This is a genomic window from Kribbella hippodromi (assembly GCF_039531045.1).
Lineage (GTDB): Bacteria > Actinomycetota > Actinomycetes > Propionibacteriales > Kribbellaceae > Kribbella > Kribbella hippodromi.
Window position 1 is genome coordinate 130,392 of the sequence record NZ_BAAAPH010000019.1, and the last position, 18,002, is coordinate 148,393.

The window sequence follows — 18,002 nt, forward strand, 5'->3', positions numbered from 1 at the left end:
CCGGGGTTGCAGGCGGGGTCAGCCGTTCGGGTTTTCCTCGGCGTAGATCTTGGCCGCGTTCGAGGCGTCGATGATGCGGGTCGGCAGGGTCTGGGTCTTCTCGATCGTGCCGCAGTCGACCAGGATCTTCTTCGCGGCCGCGACCGCCTCCTTGCCGTTGGTCGGGTACGTGAAGGTCGCCGCCAGCCGGCCCTGCTCGACCGCCTTGATGCCGCCGGACGGAATCGGCAGCGCGTCGATCCCGGTGAACTTCATCTGCTTCTCCCGGCCGACCGCCTTCGCCGCCAGGTACGCGCCCTCGGCCATCGGGTCGTTGTGCGAGAACACCACGTCGATCTTCGGGTTCGCCTTCAGCAGCGCGTCCATCTGCGCCTGGCCCTTCTCCCGCAGCCAGTCACCGCTCGCGCTGGCGATCACCTTGACCTTCGGGTTGCCCTTGATCCCCTCGACGAACCCCTCGTGCCGCTCGGCCTGTGGCGTCGCCCCGGCCAGGCCCTTCAGCTCCACCACGTTGCCACCCTGCGGCAGCAGCTTCTCGGCGATGTACTTGCCCGCCTCACGCCCGATCTGCACATTGTCGCCGCCGATGAACCCGGTGTACGCGTCGCCCTCGACCTTCCGGTCCAGCACGATCACCGGAATCCCCTTGTCGTACGCCTTCTTCACCACCGCGGTCAGCGGTTTCGCCTCGTTCGGGCTGATGATCAGCAGGTCGATCTGCTGGGTGATGTAGTTCTCCACGTCCGCGACCTGCTTGGCGTTGTCCTGCGCCGCGTCGGCGAATTTCACGTCGAACTGAGGTACGTCCTTGGCCGCGGTCTTGATGTCGTCGTCCATCCGCTGCCGGTACGGCTCGGCGACGTTCGCCTGGCTCATCCCGATCGTGTACTTGCCGTCGGCGCCCTTGCAGGACTTGGACGCGCCGGGCGCGGCGCCCGAGGTCTTGTCGCTGGTGGTGCCGCACCCGGCCAGTACCAGCGCGGCCACGGCAGCCGCGGCAACGGGGATTTTCACAGAACGCATGACGAACCTTCCTTACGGGGTGGGCCTTACGAAGTTGCCTACGAGGTGGGACGGAGTCGCTGCAGCGCGGCGGCGGCAACGATCACCAGGCCCTTGATCAGGAGCTGGATGTTGGAGTCGATGTTGTTCAGGGCGAGGATGTTGTTCAGGACGCCGAGCAGCAGCGCGCCCGCCACCGTTCCGGCCACCGAACCGCGGCCCCCGGCCAGGCTGGTGCCGCCGATCACCACCGCGGCGATCGCGTCCAGCTCGTACCCGATCCCGTCGTTCGGGCTGCCCTGGTTGAGCTGGACGGCGTGCACGATGCCGGCCAGCGACGCGAGCAGTCCGCAGATCGCGAAGACCGCGATCTTCACCCGCACCACCGGTACGCCGGACAGCCGGGCCGCCTTCTCGTTGCCACCGACCGCGTACAGATGCCGGGAGAACGCGCTGATCCGGAGGAACACCACCGCGGCGATCGCGACCACCGCGAAGATGATCACCGGGATCGGTACCAGGCCGCCGAACGTCCGTTCACCGAGCAGGGCGAACGACGTCGGCGCCTCGTTCGGCCCGTCGCCGTACGCGATCGCGACGCCCTGGCCGCCGGACCAGATCCGAGCGAGACCTCTGGCTATCTGCAATCCGGCCAACGTCACGATGAAGGACTGGATCCCGATCATCGCGGTCGCGATGCCCTGCAGCGCGCCGAAGACCAGGCCGATCGCGAGCACGAGCACGACGGACGGCAGGAAGCCCCAGTCGTTCTCCACCATCAGTACGGCGGAACCGACCGCGGCGAGCCCGAGGACCGCGCCGACCGAGAGGTCGATGCCGCCGATCAGGATCACGAACGTCATCCCGACCGCGATGATGCCGATCTCGGACACCGCCCGGACCACGTTCGCCAGGTTGTCGGCGCTGATGAAGAGGATGTCGCCGTTCTTCCGCGGCGAGAAGATGATCGCCGCGATGAACACCGCGATCAGCCCGAACACGCTCTGGAACCGGAACAGCGTCGCGGCCACTCCGGCGGACGACTGCCCGACCGGTGTTGCCGCCACAGCCTTGTCCTGTACGTCGGTCACCGCACTCCTCCGACCTCGTCGTGAACCGTCCCTTGCCCCATCGCCGCCGCCAGCAGGTCGCCCTCACCGGAGTCTGCGGTACTGAACGACGCCACGTCCCGCCCGTCGCGCAGCACCACGACGCGATCGCACACCCCGACCAGCTCAGGCAGTTCGGAGGACGCGAGCAGTACGCCCATGCCCTGCGCGGCGAGCTCGCCCAGCAGCCGGTAGATCTCCGCCTTCGCGCCGATGTCGACGCCCCGGGTCGGCTCGTCGAGCAGCAGCAGCTTCGGCTCGGTGAGCAGCATCCGCGCGAACACGACCTTCTGCTGGTTGCCGCCGGACAACGTGCCGACCTCGTCCTGCAGCCGCCCGAACTTCAGCCGCAGCCGGTCCGCCATCGACACGGTCGCGGTCCGCTCCATCCGCTTCGCGATCACGCCGAGCCGCCCGTACGCGGGCAGGCTGGAGACGACGGTGTTCGCCAGGATCGAGTGGAACAGTACGAGCCCGGAAGCACGCCGGTCCTCGGGTACGAAGCCGATGCCGTGGGCAAGAGCCTGCCGCGGCCGGTGCACCTGGATCGGCTTGCCCTGAAGCAGGATCCGGCCGAGTCGCGGACCGCCTGGCGCGACCCCGTACAACGTCTCGAGCAGTTCGGTACGGCCGGCGCCGAGCAGGCCGGCCAGGCCGACGATCTCGCCGGCGCGGACGGTCAGCGAGATGCCGTCCGGGTCGCGGCGGCCGGGTCGCGGGCGGCGTGGGCGGACGACCAGGTTCTCGACCCGGAGCAGTTCGTCGCCGGTCTGCGCGTCCGGGGTGGTGAACATGGTCTGCACCGGCCGGCCGACCATCGCCTCGACGACCTCGGCCGTGCTCAGCTTGCGCGGATCGAAACTGGTCACGATCTGCCCGTTCCGGAGCACCGTGGCCCGGTCGGCGATCTGCGCGATCTCTTCCATCCGGTGCGAGATGTAGACGATGCCGACACCGCTCTGCCGGAGCTCGCGGATCACGTCGAAGAGCCGCTCGACCTCGGCGGTGGTGAGCGCGGAGGTGGGTTCGTCCATGATCAGGACCCGCGCGTCCAGCGCGATCGCCTTCGCGATCGTGACCAGTTGCTGCTCGCCGACCCGGAGCTCGCCGACCGGGCGGCGCGGGTCGAGACTGACGCCGCTGCGGTCGAGCAGTTCGCGGGCGGAGCGTTCCATCCGGCGGCGGTCGACGGTCCGCAGCGGCGTACGCAACTCGCGCCCGAGGAAGATGTTGTCGGCCACGGACAGACCGGGTACGAGGTCCAGCTCCTGGTGGATCATCGCGATTCCCGCGGACTGCGCGTCGGTCGGGCCGCTGAAGCGCGCCGGCGCCCCGTTGATCGCGATCGTGCCGTCGTAGTCGGTGACGTCGCCGGAGAGGATCTTCATCAGCGTCGACTTGCCGGCGCCGTTCTCACCGAGCAGCGCGTGCACCTCGCCGGCGCCGAGGACGAAGTCCACGTCCTGGCAGGCCTGCACGCCGCCGTACCGCTTCCCGATCCGCGTCATCCGGATCAGGTCAGCGTGTTCGGCCATGACACCTCCGCGCCGGTCGGAAATCTGAGTAATCGATTTCCCGGACGCTAGACCGCGTCCCTCCGACCCGTCAACCCCTTACCCGGCGAACGGGCGGAACCGTGACCCAGCCTTACCGCTGGGACGGCCCGCCCGTCACCTTTTCGACCAGGGTCGAATCAGCCGACGGTCACCTTCGCGAAGAGCGGGCGGCCGCTCGGTGGCATCACGAAGCCCTGGACGCGGCTCCGGACCGCCGCGTTCGAGGCGAGGTCGGCCGGGAAGATGCCGACCGCGTCGTCCCAGAGCAGCTGGCCGGCCTCCTGGTACAGCTTCGGTCGCGCGGCCTGGTCCACCGACGAGCGCGCGTCGAGGAGCAGCTTGTCGAGGGACGGGTTGCAGTAGCCGTTGCGCTTGGCGGCGCACACGTACAAGCGGGCCAGCGTGTAGTCGGCGTCGCCCGTACCGGTCACGTTGGTCTGCAGGTTCATGTCCCAGTTGAGCTTGCCGAAGTCCTCCAGCCACTGGGCGCGTTCCTTCTCCAGCGGCTTCACCGTGACCCCGATCTTCGCCCAGTCCGAGATCATCGCCTGCGCCAGCGCGCGGATGTTCGGCCCGCCTTCGAGCGGCCACTGCATCGACGTGGTGAACCCGTTCGGGTACCCGGCCGCGGCCAGCAGCTGCTTCGCCTTCGCCGGGTCATAGCTGTACGGCTGCAGCTTCGGCGCCCCGATCACGCCCTGTGCGACCGGCGCCTGCGCCACCGTCGCGAGCTCGCCGAACAGGTCCTTCACCGTGCCTTCGAGGTTCAGCGCGTGCCACATCGCCTGCCGTACGCGCTTGTCGTTGAACGGTTTGCGGTTGGAGTTGAACCAGTCGAAGTAGTACGTCCAGCTCGGTGTCGTCGAGTACTTGATCGCGTCGCTGCCCTTGACCGAGCCGACCTGGTCCGGCGGGATCTGCGTGAGCAGGTCGACCTCACCGTTCTGCAGCGCGGTGATCCGCCCGGACACCTCCGGGATGTTCACGAACTCCAGTTTGCTGAGCTTCGGAGCACCGTCCCAGTACGTCGGGTTCGCGGCCAGCTCCAGCTTCTCGTCCGGCTGGAACGCCGACACCGTGAACGGCCCAGTCCCGATCGGCTTGCTGAAGAACCCGTCGGTGTTGATCTTGCCGGCCGGTCCGATGAACAAGAGCGTCAGCGAACTCAGCAACGTACCCAGTGGCTTGCTGGTCTTGACGGTCACGGTCTGGTCGTCGGTCGCGGCGAACGACGTCACAGTCGAGTACAGCGGCACGAGCGGCCCGTCGAGTTTCTGATGCCGCTGGTACGAAGCGACCACGTCCTTCGCCGTGAACGGTGTGCCGTCGGAGAACTTCACTCCTTGGCGGAGCTTGAACACCCAGGTGTTCGGGTCGGGGTTCTCCCAGGACGTGGCCAGTACTGGGACGATCTTGCCGCCGTCGACCCGGACCAGCGGCTCCATGATTTGCTGGATCGCGGTCTGGACTGCCTCCTCACCCGCGTACTTGTGGGTGTCCAGCGAGACCGGGAACATCGCCGGCGCGTACTTCAGCACCTGATCACCGCCGCCGCTGCTCGGCTCACTGGCCGGTGAACACGCGGCCACTGTGGCCAGTGCGACGACGCCGAGCGCCGCCACGAATCGCTTCCTCAACACAAGGTTCTCCTCAGGGGTGGTGCCGCGTGAATGTGTAGGTGGCGACGACGGGATAGTGGTCGGAGGGGGCGCGGCCGTCGTGGAAGAAGTCCACGACTTCGCTGGAGCGGGCGGCGAGCGGGCCGCGGGCGAAGATCCAGTCGATCGCCTTCGGTGGTGAGGCGAGCGGTGACAACCGGGTTCCGATCGGACCGGTGGCTACCGTCGGCACGACCGGGTGGGTCACCGGTGAGTGCCGGCCGAGGGCGGTGAAACTGTCCAGGAACCCGGCGTTGCCGAGCTCCCACTGCGGTGGGCCGATGTCGTTGATGTCGACGGTGAACAGGCAGGCGCCGTCACCGGCCAGCCGTTCGAGCGTCGCGCCGATCGCGCGAGCCTGGGCAATCCGGCGGTTGACGTGATCGGCGCGCTCCTCGGCGTGCCCGGGCCAGGTGAGATGGGCGGTGCTGAAGAGCAGTTCGGCGCCGTCGGGCGTGCGCAGGCGTACCCAGAACAGGCGGGCGTCCGGCGAGAGGATGCCGACGTCCTCGGCACCGTGGTCGAGCTTGGTGAAGAGGTCGCGGCGCCACCAGAGGTTGCTCTGCGTCGCCCAGCCGGCTTCACCGTCGATGCGGTCGTGCTCCGGGAGTACTTCGTCGAGCAGGTCGCGGGTGACCGGGCGCAACTCTTGGACGGCGAGCAGGTCCGGCGGGCGGATCGTGAACAGACTCTCCAGCGCGGCCCGGCGCTCGTCGAGGTAGAACTCCGACCAGAGGTTGTAGGTCATCGCTACGAAGGTCATCGGTCGGTCCCCGTCGGCACGTTGTACGAGGTCAGTCCGCCGAGCCGAAGCACGGTCAACGAGCAGTTGCCCGGCGGGTCAAGCGCCATCTCCCCACCAGCAGGCAGGCTCAGAGCAGAAGCCGCCGCAACCCGGATCGGTCCCCCGTGAGTAACCACCAACACACATTGGAATTCTGTGATGTCCTGGGCCGCTTTCCACACCCGTGCGCGCAGTTGCCTGAAAGTTTCTCCGCCTCCGCGCGCGACGTCTTCACCCCGGGCGAAGGCCTCAACAACGTCGGGCTCTTCGGCGTACACATCCGTGAACGTCCGCCCACCCCACGACCCGACGTCGATCTCGCGCCAGCGCCGGTCGACGCGTACGTCGACGTGATCCCGGCTGTCCAAGTACGGCTGCAATGTCTCCGTCACCCGTTGCAGATCACTCGCGACCACCGCATCGATCGGGTAGGACCGCAAGTACTCAGCCGCGTCCTTTGCCTGCTGACGCCCGCGCGCACTCAGGCCCGTACCTTGCTGACCTTGGTAGCGATGCTCGGCGTTCCACAGCGACTCGCCATGACGGAGAAGGACGAGTTCGGTCATCGGGCGGCTCCCGCGAGTTCGGTGGCGAAGTGGCATGCGGCTGGATGCAGTTCGAGGCGGGTGGTCAGCTCCGGTACCTCGTCGGCGCAGCGGTCCTCCGCCTTCCAGCACCTGGTCCGGAACCGGCAACCCGACGGCGGATCCGCCGGAGACGGCACATCGCCGCCGATGATGATCTGTTCGCGCGCCGGTTTGTCCCACGGCTTCGGGTCCGGCACCGCGGACAGCAGCGCCTGGGTGTACGGGTGCAGCGGTCGCGCGAACAGCTCGTCGACCGGAGCGGTTTCGACCACGCGGCCGAGGTACATCACCGCGACCCGCTCGGAGATATGGCGTACTACGGACAGGTCGTGCGCGATGAACAGGTACGCGAGACCGAGATCCCGGCGGAGGTCCTCCAGCAGGTTGAGGACCTGCGCCTGTACCGACACGTCCAGCGCGGAGACGGCTTCGTCGCAAATCACCAGCTTGGGGCGGAGGGCGAGCGCGCGGGCGATCCCGATCCGCTGGCGCTGACCACCGGAGAACTGGTGTGGATAGCGTTGCGCGTGGTCCGGGTTCAGGCCGACGCGTTCGAGCAGTTCGCGGACCTCGGTGCGGTGCCGGTTCCGGGGTACGACGTCGGGGTGGATCTGCCACCCCTCGGCGATGATCTGCTCGACCGTCGCGCGCGGGTTGAGGGACGCGTACGGGTCCTGGAAGATCATCTGCAACTGGCGGCGGACCCGGCGCATGGATGCCTTGGGCAACGAGGTCAGTTCCTCACCGTCGAAGACGATGCTGCCGGACCGCGCCTTCTCCAGCCCGATGATCGTCCGCGCCACGGTCGACTTCCCCGACCCCGACTCCCCCACCAGCCCCAGCGTCCCACCCGCCGGAATCTCGAATGACACTCCCGCGACGGCCTGGATCTCCCCCACCCGCCGCCGCAAAACCGCCGACCGCAACGGAAAGTCCGTCCGCAACTCCTGTACCGAAAGAAGAGGTTCAGCGGGCATGGGTGGGGGCTCCTTTCGGGTGGTGGCAGGCGGCTTGGTGAGTTGAGGGGCGGGTGGGGAGTTGGGTGAGGTTGGGTTGGGTGGTGGTGCAGAGGGAGTCGGCGTACTGGCAGCGGGGGTTGAAGGAGCAGCCGGCGGGGAGGGCCAGCAGGTCGGGTGGGGCGCCCTGGATGGGGGTGAGGCGGTCGCGGGGGCCGTCCAGGACGGGGACCGATGCCATCAAGCCGGACGTGTACGGGTGGGCGCTGTGCTCGTAGACCTCACGCAACGGACCGGTCTCGACGACGCGCCCGGCATACATGAGAACGACCCGGTCCGCGACGTCCGCGACCACGCCGAGGTCGTGCGTGATCAGCACCAGCGACATGCCCTCTTCGGCCTGCAGCCGAGTGAGCAGGTCCATGATCTGCGCCTGGACCGTGACATCCAGCGCGGTCGTCGGCTCGTCCGCGATCAGCAGTTTCGGCGACAGCGCGAGCGCCATCGCGATCATCACCCGCTGCCGCATCCCGCCGGAGAACTGATGCGGGTAGTCGTCCAGCCGCTTCGACGCCGCCGGGATACCGACCCGTTTCATCAGCTCCAGCGCCTCCGCGCGCGCCTGTTTCCGGGACGCGCCCCGATGCCGGCGGAACATCTCCCCGATCTGCGTACCGACCCGGAACACCGGGTTCAGCGAGCTCAACGGGTCCTGGAAGACCATCGCGATCTCCCGCCCGCGCAGACTTTTCGCCGTACCGGCCGCGAGCAGATCGCGCCCGTCGTACGAAACGCTGCCGCCCGTGACGCGGCCGGCCGGCTTCGGGACGATGCCCAGCAACGCCTGCGCGGTCACGCTCTTCCCGCTCCCGGACTCACCGAGCAGCGCGACCGTTTCGCCGGCCGCGACGTCGAACGACGCCCCGTCGACCGCCGTCACCACGCCGCCAGAGGTCGCGAACTCGACCCGCAACTCCCGCACGCTCAGCAATGGCCGCACACCGGTCGTCACATCGGGCTCCACAACGTTCTGGGCCATCACAGGCTCCTCAACCGCGGGTCGTACCGGTCCCGGAGCGCGTCACCGAGCACGCCGAGCGAGATCACCAGGAACGCCAGCGCGATCCCCGGGATGGTCGAGATCCACCACGCGTCGGCGAGGTAGTTGCGGCCGTTCGCGATCGTCACGCCCCAGCTCGGCGTACTCGCCGGGGTGCCGAGGCCGAGAAAGCTCAGCGACGCTTCGGCGAGGATCACGTGCCCGATCTCGACCGTCGCGACCACCAGCACCGGCGCGATACAAGCGGGGAGTACGCACCGGGTGATCAGCCGCCAGGTGCCGGCGCCGAGGGTCCGTGACGCGTCGACGAACTCGCGCCGCCGGGTCGCCAGCGCCTGCCCACGCGCGACCCGGGCGAAGGTCACCCAGTTCGCGACCGCGAGCACGATCACCACGTTCACCACCGACGGACCGAGCAGCGCGGCAATGAAGATCGCCAGCAGGATCGAGGGAAACGCCAGCTGGATGTCGGCCAGCCGCATCAGCACGCCGTCCAGCCAGCCACCGAAGTACCCGGCGGCGAGTCCGATGGTGACACCAATGGTTCCGGCCAGCAGCAGTGTCGCCAGCCCGACCGCGATCGAAATCCTTGCCCCCTGCAACATCTGGGCGAGCAGGTCCTGACCGACCTGGTCGGTGCCGAAGATCGCGAACGATCCGTCCGACAGCCGGCTGAACGGCGGTTTCAGCCGGTCGGCGGTCCGCGTGTCGACCGGGTTGTAGCGGATCAGCCACGGCCCGATCGCCGCGGCCACCACGTACACCCCGATCACGGCGAATCCGAACCGGATGCGCGCTGACCCGGCCCGGGTACGCCGTCGCGCGGCGGCCGGTGCCGGTACCGAAAGTTCGACAGTCACGTCAGTCACCCGCCAGACGGACCCGCGGGTCCAGGAAGCCGTACACAAGGTCAACGAGCAGGTTGATGCCGACGAAGATCGTTGCCACCAGCAAGATCGACGCCTGGACCACGCCGTAGTCGCGGCGCCCGATCGAGTCGATCAGCAACCGTCCGACCCCGGGCCAGGCGAACACCGTCTCCACGATCACGGTGCCGCCGAGCAGCGCGCCGAACTGCAGGCCGACGACGGTGACGATCGGGATCAGCGCGTTCCGCAATGCGTGCACGAGGATCACGATCCCCTCGCCGAGACCCTTCGCCCGCGCGGTTTGCACGTACCCCTCGTGCACCACTTCGAGCAGACCGCTCCGGGTCAGCCGGACCAGGATCGCGAGGAACGGCAACGCGAGCGTGATCGTTGGCAGCACCAAGTGTGACCAAGTGCCGGAGCCCGCGCTGGGCAAGACTTTCAGACCGCGCGCGAACACCAGGATCAGCACGATGCCCAGCCAGAACGACGGCGTCGACTGGCCCATCAGCGAGAACACCGAGATCGTCCGGTCGACCCACGAGTGCGCCCGCAGCGCCGCGACCACGCCAAGTGGTATACCAATCAGCAGCGACAGCAGCAGCGCGGTCGACGCCAACTGGATCGTGGCCGGAACCCGTTGCAGGACAAGGCTCATCGAGTCCGCGTTCAGCCGGAACGACTGCCCGAAGTCGAGGTGCGCGACGTTCGCCAGGTACGTCGCGTACTGCTGGATGAGTGAATGATCGAGACCGAGTTGCGCGCGAAGTGCGGCGACCTGCGCCTGGTCCGCGTCCGGTCCGAGCATGATGTACGCCGGGTCACCGGGCACCAGCCGGAGTACGAGGAAGATGATCGTGACGGCGCCCCAGAGCACGAACAGCGAGAAGAACAGCCGCCGGACAACGTACGCCCCCATCAGACGCCGCTCCGCAGTACGGAGACCACGCGCCGGAGCTCGTCGATCGAACCCGGCTGGATCAGCTCCGCGCCGAGTGCGCCCGCGCAACTGCCGTCACGTGCACGCACTGGTACCGCGACCATCCGCGGCAGGGAGGCGACCGGGCGCGCGTTGTGAGCGAAGCCGGAGAGGCGGATTCGCTGCAGGGTGTCGAGCAGATCAGGCGTACCCGTCACCTGCTCGACCGGAAGAGCGGAAAGGTAGGCGCGCCCGAGCGCACTGCGATGCAGTGAAACCGCATGCCCCGGCTGGACCACCGAGCCACCGGCGACGCGCGCATCCACGCATGATCCGGCGCCGCCCGCGACCGCGGCGACCTGGAGGACAGTGCCGGTGCTCTTCGGCAGGGGTTTGGCGAGGACGACCAGGCGGCCGAGGCGGTTGCCGAGGGCGGTGAGGGCTTGTTCGGGGCCGGGCCGGCGATCGGTCGGCCGGCGCAGGGCGGACAGGCCGTCGCGGGCGGTGTAGCGGTGGTCGTCGACGCGATCGGCCAGCCCGTGGGCGCAGAAGGTGGCCAGAATCCGGTGCACGGTGCTCTTGTGCAGACCCACCGTGACGGCCAGCTCGGTCACGCCGTACGCGCGGTCCTCGCGGTTCAGCTCAGCCAGGACGGTGAGCGCACGGCTCAGCGACTGCATGGTGCCTCCCAGGGGAAAGGGGACGCCACCGTGAACGTTAACGGTAGCGTTAATGCACCGTAGAAGTGTGGGATTTACGTGTCAATAGACCAGCGTTGCTCAGGACGGAACGGCCCGTTGACGGTCAATTCCCGTGAACGTTAACTTAACCGCACATCCACTTCCTGGGAGGCACTGCGTGACGACATCCGACGTGCGCGCCGCTCTGCTCGCCGCCGATCCGCGGCTGTCCAAGTTCTCGCCGCTGCCGCGCATCCTGGCGTTCGACGAGTTCGACAGCGGCACGCACGGCTGGACCGAGCTGCTCGGCAACTACAACGGTCGCGGCGACCTGAGCACGGTCGACGACCACATGCGCGATTTCCGGCCGCCGCAACTGTCGGCCTGCAACTTCTTCGACATCGGCACCCATGGCGCGCTCAGCGGCACGTACGCGCTCAAGCTCGCCACCCGCCCGTACAAGGGCCACACCGCGGTCGCGATCCGCCGGCTGACGATGAGCGGCCGCGGACTCGTCCAGCTAGAGACGTACTTCGCCTTCAAGTCCGAGGCGACGCTCGGCGGCGGCGAGGAACTCGACCAGTTCGGTGACGTGCAGTGGGACGGCAACACGCATCCGTCCGAGGCACAGTTCGGCGCGTTCACGGTCGCGACCGATCTCTGCGGCGACGGCGGGCTGCGGTACCACACGGTCGCGCGGTACCAGAACACCGATCTGGACAACCACTTCACCCGGCAGTGGATCGCGCCGACCGTCCCCGAGCCGACGCCGCGGGAGCACTTCGAAGGCAAGGTCAAGCTGCCGTACGCGGCCGACTTCACCGCGCCGAACCCGGAGGACTGGCAGGCGTTCGGTGCGCCGCAGGAGCTTTGCTACAACGAGGTTCCGACCAAGGTGAACTGGCACTACCTGCGCTGGCTGATCGACACCGACAAGCGCAAGAACGTCGAGTTGCAGGTCAACGACCGGGTGATGGACATGCGCGACGTACCGGTCCCGCCGTACGAGGAACGCTACGAGACGCTCGAGAACCTGCTGAACTTCTACTTCTCGGTCCGCACCCACAGCTCGGTGCGCAACTTCCTCTTCCTCGACTCCGTCCTCATCTCGGTTGATTGGTAGGCCCATGCGACAGTCCCTGACGGCGGTCCTGGAACGCGACACCACGTTCGACACCGGCTTCGCCACCGAGCCGTACGAGGTTGCCTGGGCAAGTGAGGCACGCTGGTTCGTGCAGCACGTCGGCGGCACCGGCACGGCCACGTACGTCACCCAGGTCTCCCCCGACGGCATCACCTGGTGCGATCTGGACGACCTGGAGCACGTCGCCGTACCCGGCAAACTGGTGAGCTGGCCGGCCACCGGGTTCGGCCATTGGCTGCGGTTGCGCGCTAAGGTCGAGGGCTCGGTCCAGGTCCGGATCCACCTGGCTGTGAAGGCCTAGGAAGGCATCGACGAGGGAAGGCGGGGGTCATGACGGAGGCACGGCGCGCGACGCTGCGGGACATCGCGTCGGCGCTCGGGCTGTCGGTGAACACCGTGTCGCGCGCGCTCGGCGACAAGGACAGCGTCAGCGCGCGGACCCGGGCCGCGGTCCAGGCCGAGGCGGCGCGGATCGGGTACGTCCCGAACACGCTCGCCCGGTCGCTGGTACTCGGCTCCGCGATGACGCTCGGCCTGGTCATCACCAACCCGTCCAACCCGTTCTACGCACAGCTGATCAGCAGCATCGAGCTCCGGGTCCGCGCCCAGGGGTACTCGTTGCTGCTGCTCGTCACCGACGAGAGCGCGGAGAACGAGCAGCGCGCCACCGAGGCGTTGCTGCGCTCCGCGGTCGACGGCGCGGTGGTCGTCCCGGTGCAGGCCGAGTGGGACCACTGGCGCCGCGTCCGCGACACCGGCATCCCGCTCGTGTTCGTCAACCGTGACGTACCGGAGCTCGACTGCGACATGGTCGGGGTCGACTACGAGCGCGGCTCGTACGAGGCGACCAGCCACCTGGTCGCGGGCGGCGCGCGCCGGCTGCTCCTGCTCGAAGAGGATCTGCCGATCACCACCACGGCCGACCGGATCAGCGGCTTCCGGCGCGCGATGACCGACGCCGGGCTGGAGGTTTCGGACGACTTGATCCGTACGGTCCCGACGCGACGGTACGACTCGCTGGCACTGCCCTGGCAGCCGGAGGAGGCGTACCGGTTCGCGCAGACGCTCTTCACCGACGAACATCCGGACGCGATCGTGACCGGCAACGACTACTTCGCGCTCGGGCTGCTCCGGGTCCTCACCGAGCGCGGTGTGGCCGTACCCGATGACGTCGCGATCACCGGTTACGGCGACCACCCGTACGCGGCGTACCTGCAAACGCCCCTCACCACGGTCCGCCTCCCCGCGGCCGAGGTCGGCACCACCGCCGTCGATCTCCTCATGCAGCGCCTGAAGACCGGCGTCGAGCGCCCGCGGAAGACGCTGATCCGCCCCGAGCTGGTGGTTCGCGCGTCGGCACCGGATCGCCAGGCCATCACCATCGAGCGCTGAGACCGGCGCCCCCGCTTTGCGGGCGCGGGTGGCCGGCAATTGTGATGGAGATCCGCCTATTCCTCCAGCCAGGCGCGCACCGAGTCGTTGTGCTCGCCCAAGCGCGGCGGTGCGAGGTTGGTCTCGCGGGCGCCGGCGTGCGGGTTGTCGTCGAAGCGGAGCGGTGGGCCGGGGAGCTGGATCGTGCCGAGGGTCGGGTGATCGACATCGATCAGCAGGCCTTGGGAGAGCGTCTGCTCCCACTCGTACACCTGCTGAAAGTCGCGGACCTTGCCGGCCGGAATCCCCTGCTCCGCAAGGCGTTCCAGCCACACATCGGCCGGGTACGCAGCGAACGCGCTTTCGATCGCCGCGGTCAGCTCGTCCCGATGCGCGACCCGCTGGGAGTTGACCGCGAACCGTTCGTCGTCCGGGTCGAGTCCGACGATCGGGGCGAACAGGCGCCACAGTCCTTCGCTGCCGACCGCCACCTGGACGATGTCGTCCTGCGTACGGTACAGCCCGTACGGCGCGATCTGCGCGTGATGATTGCCGACCCGCTGCGGCAGCTCGTGCGCGACCGTCCATTTCGTGCCATGGAACGCGTGCACGCCGACAACCGACGCGAGCAGGCTGGTACGGACGACGCGGCCCTTGCCCGTGACCGATCGCTCGTGCAAGGCGGCGAGGGCACCGTACGCCCCGTACATGCCGGCCAGTAGGTCCGCGATCGGGGCACCGACCTTCGTCGGCTCGGTCTCGCCGGTGATGCTCATCAGACCGCCCTCGCCCTGCGCGATCTGGTCGTACCCGGCGCGGCCGCCTTCGGGGCCGTCGTGGCCGAAGCCGGTGATCGAGAGGATCACCAGGCCCGGGTTGAGCTCGTGCAGACGCTGTACCGAGAAGCCGAGCCGGTCGAGTACGCCGGGGCGGAAGTTCTCGATCAGGAGATCGGCCTTGCGGACCAGTTTGGTCAGGAACTCCTTGCCGTCCGCCGACTTGAGGTCGGCGGTGACGGACTCCTTGTTGCGGTTCGCGGACAGGTAGTACGTGGACTCGCCCTCGACGAACGGTGGTCCCCAGCCGCGGCTGTCGTCGCCGCCGTTCGGTGTCTCGACCTTGATCACCCGGGCGCCGAGGTCCCCGAGCATCATCGCCGCGTGCGGACCGGCCAAGGCACGGGTCAGGTCCACGACCACGATGTCGGAGAGAAGATTCTGCACGCGTCGAGCGTAGGCGAGTCCGCCGCCGGCGGCCGTGACGCGACTCTCAGCCGGACACCTTGCGGGCGAGGGAGGCCAGGCGGTGGGTTACATCGCGGGGGCGTTCTTGCATCAGCATGTGACCGGCGCCGGGGTAGATCCAGAGCCGGGCGGTGGGCAGCTCGGTGGCCAGTTGGTTGGCGTGCCGCGGTGGGAGCAGACGGTCGCGGGTGCCGTGCATGATCTCGACCGGGATCTCATCGAGCGCTTTGAGCGCGTGACCGCGATCGTGCCGCAGGATCGCCTCGAAGAACCCACCGTACGAAGGACCGGGCACAACCGCGAGATCCTCCATGAACAGCGCAACCTCAGCCGGATCAACCTTCTTCCCGAACACCATCCGCTGCAGCGCGGGCCGCTGAAGACCCCCAGCAAGCAACGCGGCCCGCCGCGCGGCGCCGGCGCTGGTTTCGGCGCTGGTTTCGGCGCTGGTTTCGGCTTTGGTCCGGCGGGTGGTGCGGCGGTCTACGCGGGCGCCTACCAGGTTCATCACTCTTGGGGCGATGCGGGCGGCGGCGGGGTCCAGGCGTCTTGGGAGGCCGAAGGCGCCTTCGGCGATGTGGCCGGAGGAGGTGCTGATCAGGGCGGCGGCGCGGATGCGGTCGCCGAAGAGGTCGGGGCGCTGGTCTGCGAGCGCCATCAAGGTCATGCCGCCCATGGAGTGGCCGGCGTACACGACCGGTCCGTCGCCGACGACCTCGTCGAGGACTGTGACCAGGTCATCGGCCAGTTGCTCGATCCGCATCGAACCGGCCGGTGCCGCGGCGGAGCGGCCGTGCCCGCGATGGTCGTACGTGACCACCCGCACCGCGTCCTCGCCGAGGATCTCCGGCAACCGCTCGACCTGGTTATGCCACGAGCGCGTCGAACAGGTCCACCCGTGGACGAGCAGCACCGTCACCGGCGCGTCCGCCCGGCCGCTCACCTCAACGTTCAACCGCACACCGTCGGCGGTCGTAACCCCAGACCGCTCCACCTCAACCGTCACCTGATCTCCCGTCCTACCCGTTCCGACCGCCCGGTCTGTTCGTCGGCTGCGAGGTGCGCTGCCCTCAGACGGCCGCCATGGGCGGCGCGGCCTACCAGCCAGGCGATGCCGGCCAGTTCGAGCAGGCCTACTGCCGCGAGCAGGGCGTACCCGGCGTTCCACATCCATCGTGGCACGTCCGTACGTTCCTCGCGGCGCAGCACCTGCTGTTCGTTGATGAACTCGACCCGCTGCCCGTCCGACACCTGCACAGCCGGTTTCGCGATCGCCGCGTCCTCCGGCGCGTACACCCAGCTCGCGACCAAGTCACGCTGCCCTTGGTGCAAGCGGATCATCGACTTCCACTTCCCGTACATCGGCAACGGATCCCGCGACCGATACGTGCCGTTGGCAACCTTCTCCATCGGGTGGTATACCAAACCACCGCCCTGCCAAGCCAACGCCTCGAACCACCGCGCCCCGTCGGCCGCATCACCCGGCGTCAACGCGATCGTCACGTACGCCGCCGGCTGCCCTCCGTCATTGGCCCGCTCCAGCGAAACGGTCCCGGATACGCCAGCATGCGCCGACCGCGGTACGCAGAAGAACACCGTCGCCGCGACCGCCACCAACCCAACCGCACCCAGCTGATGCGTACGCCGAACCGCCACCGGCCGGATGTGCTTGATGCCGATCGCACGCGCTTCGCCGGCCACTTCGGCATACCGCGTCGCCAGCCAGGCACCGACCAATCCAGCACCGATTCCGGCAACAACGCCGTACCCGATCGCCGACGGCAGCATCGAGGCCGGCCACGCGATCGGCATCCAAACCTGACTCCACGCGTACTCCGCGACCACCCCGACGGTCCCGATCAGTACGCCGGACACAACCCCCAACCGGAAGCGATTCTGGTTGCCAAGGGCAAACGCCACCAGCTCGACCAGGATCGCCTCGACGATCAGCAACGGGAAGTGCCCGACGAGCTGCCCCAACGGCTCGGCCACTGCCCAGGCGATCCCGCCACGGATCACCAGGTACACGGCCAACGCCGCAAACGTCGACCCTGGCCCGCGACGTGCCCGCAGAATGGTGAACGCCATCGCCGCGCCGAACACGATCAGGATCGGCTGCAGAATCAGCGGAAACTGCGGTACGCCGTAGTTGAACTCGGTGCTGAACAGATCCCACGCGATCAGCAACGCACCAACCGAAACAATCTCCTGAAACACCCGACGCTTGTTGGGACCGACCAGGTCCTGTCTGGTAATCCAGCGCCGTAGCGAGGAGGTGCTCGGTGCGGTAGCTCGGTGCGCGGGGGCGAAGGTCTCGATGCGGCGCATCGTGGCCTTTGCACCCGTGCGGCGAGGTGCCGTGCCGAGTGCCCCGCAGTAGGCGCTGGATTGCCAGACAGGACCTAGCTGCTCAACCTCGGCGATCGCGAGCAATCGCGCGAAGATCGAGAACACCACGCCGCCGATCATCAGCAAATGGGTCGGTCCCCAGAGCGTCACATCCTCGCCGAACAACCGGTGCCAGACATCGTCCAGCGGGAACCCGACCAGCGCGAACGTCCCGCAGACCGTCACCAACGCCGCACTGCACGGGATCCGCCAGCCCTTGGTGAGCCGGATCGTGCCGGCCGGAAGCGGCTTCCCCGCGAGCGCGATCGGCAGTACGCCGGACACGATCACGCCCAGGATGCCGAAGAAGATCGGGTAGTGCGCCGGTGTCCCGAACGGCCCGGTGTCGCGGCCGCGGGCGATGTGTACGGCGATGTCCCACCACACCCCGAACGCACAGGCGAGCAGCGAAACCGCGTGCAGATACGGCGTGAGGGCGGCCCATCGGGGGACTCCGTCCAGTCTCCCGATGGTGTCCGCGAACCTACCTACCAGGGTGACGTGCCCGGTGCGTTCCCGCCACAGCAGCACGGCGAGTGCGAGGTACAGCAGCGAGACCACGCCGGTGACGATCGCGATCTGGCCGAAGCTCGCCGTACCGGTGGTCGCCAGCGGGATCGCCATCGAGCCTCCTTGAATGCGCCATGCATAATGTTACATGCATTATGTAACGAG

At 68.2% G+C, this 18,002-nt stretch carries 17 protein-coding genes; 3 read left to right on the forward strand and 14 right to left on the reverse strand.

The features are described from left to right. Window positions 1–18: 18 nt before the first annotated feature. The 11 genes from ABD260_RS27025 to ABD260_RS27075 form a co-directional block, all read right to left on the reverse strand. A complete protein-coding gene (locus ABD260_RS27025) occupies window positions 19–1,023 on the reverse strand; it encodes a substrate-binding domain-containing protein (protein WP_344237714.1) in 1,005 nt (334 codons plus the stop codon). Between the two features lie 38 nt (window positions 1,024–1,061). Next, window positions 1,062–2,093, reverse strand: coding sequence for an ABC transporter permease (locus tag ABD260_RS27030; RefSeq protein WP_344237715.1), 1,032 nt, complete (start codon window positions 2,091–2,093; stop codon window positions 1,062–1,064). Continuing rightward, complete coding sequence (locus ABD260_RS27035) at window positions 2,090–3,646, reverse strand: sugar ABC transporter ATP-binding protein (RefSeq protein ID WP_344237716.1); 1,557 nt, start codon at window positions 3,644–3,646, stop codon at window positions 2,090–2,092. Before ABD260_RS27035 ends, ABD260_RS27030 begins: the two co-directional genes overlap by 4 nt. A 158-nt stretch (window positions 3,647–3,804) precedes the next feature. Next, window positions 3,805–5,307, reverse strand: coding sequence for an ABC transporter substrate-binding protein (locus ABD260_RS27040; RefSeq protein WP_344237718.1), 1,503 nt, complete (start codon window positions 5,305–5,307; stop codon window positions 3,805–3,807). A 10-nt stretch (window positions 5,308–5,317) separates the two neighbouring features. After that, window positions 5,318–6,088 (reverse strand): exonuclease/endonuclease/phosphatase family protein, encoded by a 771-nt coding sequence (locus ABD260_RS27045; protein ID WP_344237720.1) that lies wholly within the window; start codon window positions 6,086–6,088, stop codon window positions 5,318–5,320. Continuing rightward, window positions 6,085–6,675 (reverse strand): histidine phosphatase family protein, encoded by a 591-nt coding sequence (locus tag ABD260_RS27050; protein WP_344237722.1) that lies wholly within the window; start codon window positions 6,673–6,675, stop codon window positions 6,085–6,087. The genes ABD260_RS27045 and ABD260_RS27050 overlap by 4 nt, the downstream gene beginning before the upstream one ends. Beyond that, on the reverse strand, window positions 6,672–7,673 hold the full coding sequence (locus tag ABD260_RS27055; RefSeq protein ID WP_344237724.1) for an ABC transporter ATP-binding protein: 1,002 nt from the start codon (window positions 7,671–7,673) through the stop codon (window positions 6,672–6,674). Before ABD260_RS27055 ends, ABD260_RS27050 begins: the two co-directional genes overlap by 4 nt. Further along, window positions 7,663–8,691 carry an ABC transporter ATP-binding protein gene (locus ABD260_RS27060; RefSeq protein ID WP_344237726.1) on the reverse strand — a complete coding sequence of 343 codons (1,029 nt, stop codon included), beginning with the start codon at window positions 8,689–8,691 and terminating at the stop codon, window positions 7,663–7,665. Before ABD260_RS27060 ends, ABD260_RS27055 begins: the two co-directional genes overlap by 11 nt. Further along, a complete protein-coding gene (locus ABD260_RS27065) occupies window positions 8,691–9,572 on the reverse strand; it encodes an ABC transporter permease (RefSeq protein ID WP_344237728.1) in 882 nt (293 codons plus the stop codon). The genes ABD260_RS27060 and ABD260_RS27065 overlap by 1 nt, the downstream gene beginning before the upstream one ends. 1 nt (window position 9,573) lies before the next feature. Beyond that, window positions 9,574–10,500: a nickel ABC transporter permease gene (gene nikB / locus ABD260_RS27070; RefSeq protein ID WP_344237730.1), complete on the reverse strand. Its 927-nt coding sequence runs from the start codon at window positions 10,498–10,500 to the stop codon at window positions 9,574–9,576. Further along, the gene (locus ABD260_RS27075; protein WP_344237732.1) at window positions 10,500–11,180 is read right to left on the reverse strand and encodes a helix-turn-helix domain-containing protein; all 681 of its coding nucleotides are present in this window, start codon (window positions 11,178–11,180) and stop codon (window positions 10,500–10,502) included. Before ABD260_RS27075 ends, nikB begins: the two co-directional genes overlap by 1 nt. A 178-nt stretch (window positions 11,181–11,358) precedes the next feature. Here ABD260_RS27075 and ABD260_RS27080 point away from each other — a divergent pair, with 178 nt between their 5' ends. The 3 genes from ABD260_RS27080 to ABD260_RS27090 are packed head-to-tail and all read left to right on the forward strand — an operon-like array spanning window position 11,359 to window position 13,716. Continuing rightward, window positions 11,359–12,303, forward strand: coding sequence for a DUF6772 family protein (locus ABD260_RS27080; protein ID WP_344237734.1), 945 nt, complete (start codon window positions 11,359–11,361; stop codon window positions 12,301–12,303). A 4-nt stretch (window positions 12,304–12,307) separates the two neighbouring features. Continuing rightward, complete coding sequence (locus ABD260_RS27085) at window positions 12,308–12,625, forward strand: hypothetical protein (protein ID WP_344237736.1); 318 nt, start codon at window positions 12,308–12,310, stop codon at window positions 12,623–12,625. A 29-nt stretch (window positions 12,626–12,654) separates the two neighbouring features. Then, window positions 12,655–13,716, forward strand: a complete 1,062-nt coding sequence (locus ABD260_RS27090) for a LacI family DNA-binding transcriptional regulator (RefSeq protein WP_344237738.1) — start codon at window positions 12,655–12,657, stop codon at window positions 13,714–13,716. Window positions 13,717–13,772: 56 nt separating this feature from the next. Here the strand turns inward: ABD260_RS27090 and ABD260_RS27095 are convergent, their stop codons facing one another. From ABD260_RS27095 to ABD260_RS27105, 3 genes are read right to left on the reverse strand one after another with little or no spacing between them, the layout of a single operon-like run. After that, the gene (locus ABD260_RS27095; protein ID WP_344237740.1) at window positions 13,773–14,918 is read right to left on the reverse strand and encodes a CaiB/BaiF CoA transferase family protein; all 1,146 of its coding nucleotides are present in this window, start codon (window positions 14,916–14,918) and stop codon (window positions 13,773–13,775) included. 46 nt (window positions 14,919–14,964) lie between these two features. Then, window positions 14,965–15,945, reverse strand: coding sequence for an alpha/beta fold hydrolase (locus ABD260_RS27100; protein WP_344237742.1), 981 nt, complete (start codon window positions 15,943–15,945; stop codon window positions 14,965–14,967). Further along, a complete protein-coding gene (locus ABD260_RS27105; protein WP_344237744.1) occupies window positions 15,942–17,951 on the reverse strand; it encodes a hypothetical protein in 2,010 nt (669 codons plus the stop codon). The genes ABD260_RS27100 and ABD260_RS27105 overlap by 4 nt, the downstream gene beginning before the upstream one ends. Between the last annotated feature and the right edge of the window lie 51 nt (window positions 17,952–18,002).

What these genes read in the sequence shown, in the direction of transcription:
- ABD260_RS27105 (WP_344237744.1), bottom strand. Translation starts at nt 17,951, where the DNA reads ATGGCGATCCCGCTGGCGACCACCGGTACGGCGAGCTTCGGCCAGATC.
- ABD260_RS27055 (WP_344237724.1), bottom strand. Translation starts at nt 7,673, where the DNA reads ATGCCCGCTGAACCTCTTCTTTCGGTACAGGAGTTGCGGACGGACTTT.
- ABD260_RS27025 (WP_344237714.1), bottom strand. Translation starts at nt 1,023, where the DNA reads ATGCGTTCTGTGAAAATCCCCGTTGCCGCGGCTGCCGTGGCCGCGCTG.
- nikB (WP_344237730.1), bottom strand. Translation starts at nt 10,500, where the DNA reads ATGGGGGCGTACGTTGTCCGGCGGCTGTTCTTCTCGCTGTTCGTGCTC.
- ABD260_RS27085 (WP_344237736.1), top strand. Translation starts at nt 12,308, where the DNA reads ATGCGACAGTCCCTGACGGCGGTCCTGGAACGCGACACCACGTTCGAC.
- ABD260_RS27035 (WP_344237716.1), bottom strand. Translation starts at nt 3,646, where the DNA reads ATGGCCGAACACGCTGACCTGATCCGGATGACGCGGATCGGGAAGCGG.
- ABD260_RS27045 (WP_344237720.1), bottom strand. Translation starts at nt 6,088, where the DNA reads ATGACCTTCGTAGCGATGACCTACAACCTCTGGTCGGAGTTCTACCTC.
- ABD260_RS27050 (WP_344237722.1), bottom strand. Translation starts at nt 6,675, where the DNA reads ATGACCGAACTCGTCCTTCTCCGTCATGGCGAGTCGCTGTGGAACGCC.
- ABD260_RS27060 (WP_344237726.1), bottom strand. Translation starts at nt 8,691, where the DNA reads ATGGCCCAGAACGTTGTGGAGCCCGATGTGACGACCGGTGTGCGGCCA.
- ABD260_RS27075 (WP_344237732.1), bottom strand. Translation starts at nt 11,180, where the DNA reads ATGCAGTCGCTGAGCCGTGCGCTCACCGTCCTGGCTGAGCTGAACCGC.
- ABD260_RS27090 (WP_344237738.1), top strand. Translation starts at nt 12,655, where the DNA reads ATGACGGAGGCACGGCGCGCGACGCTGCGGGACATCGCGTCGGCGCTC.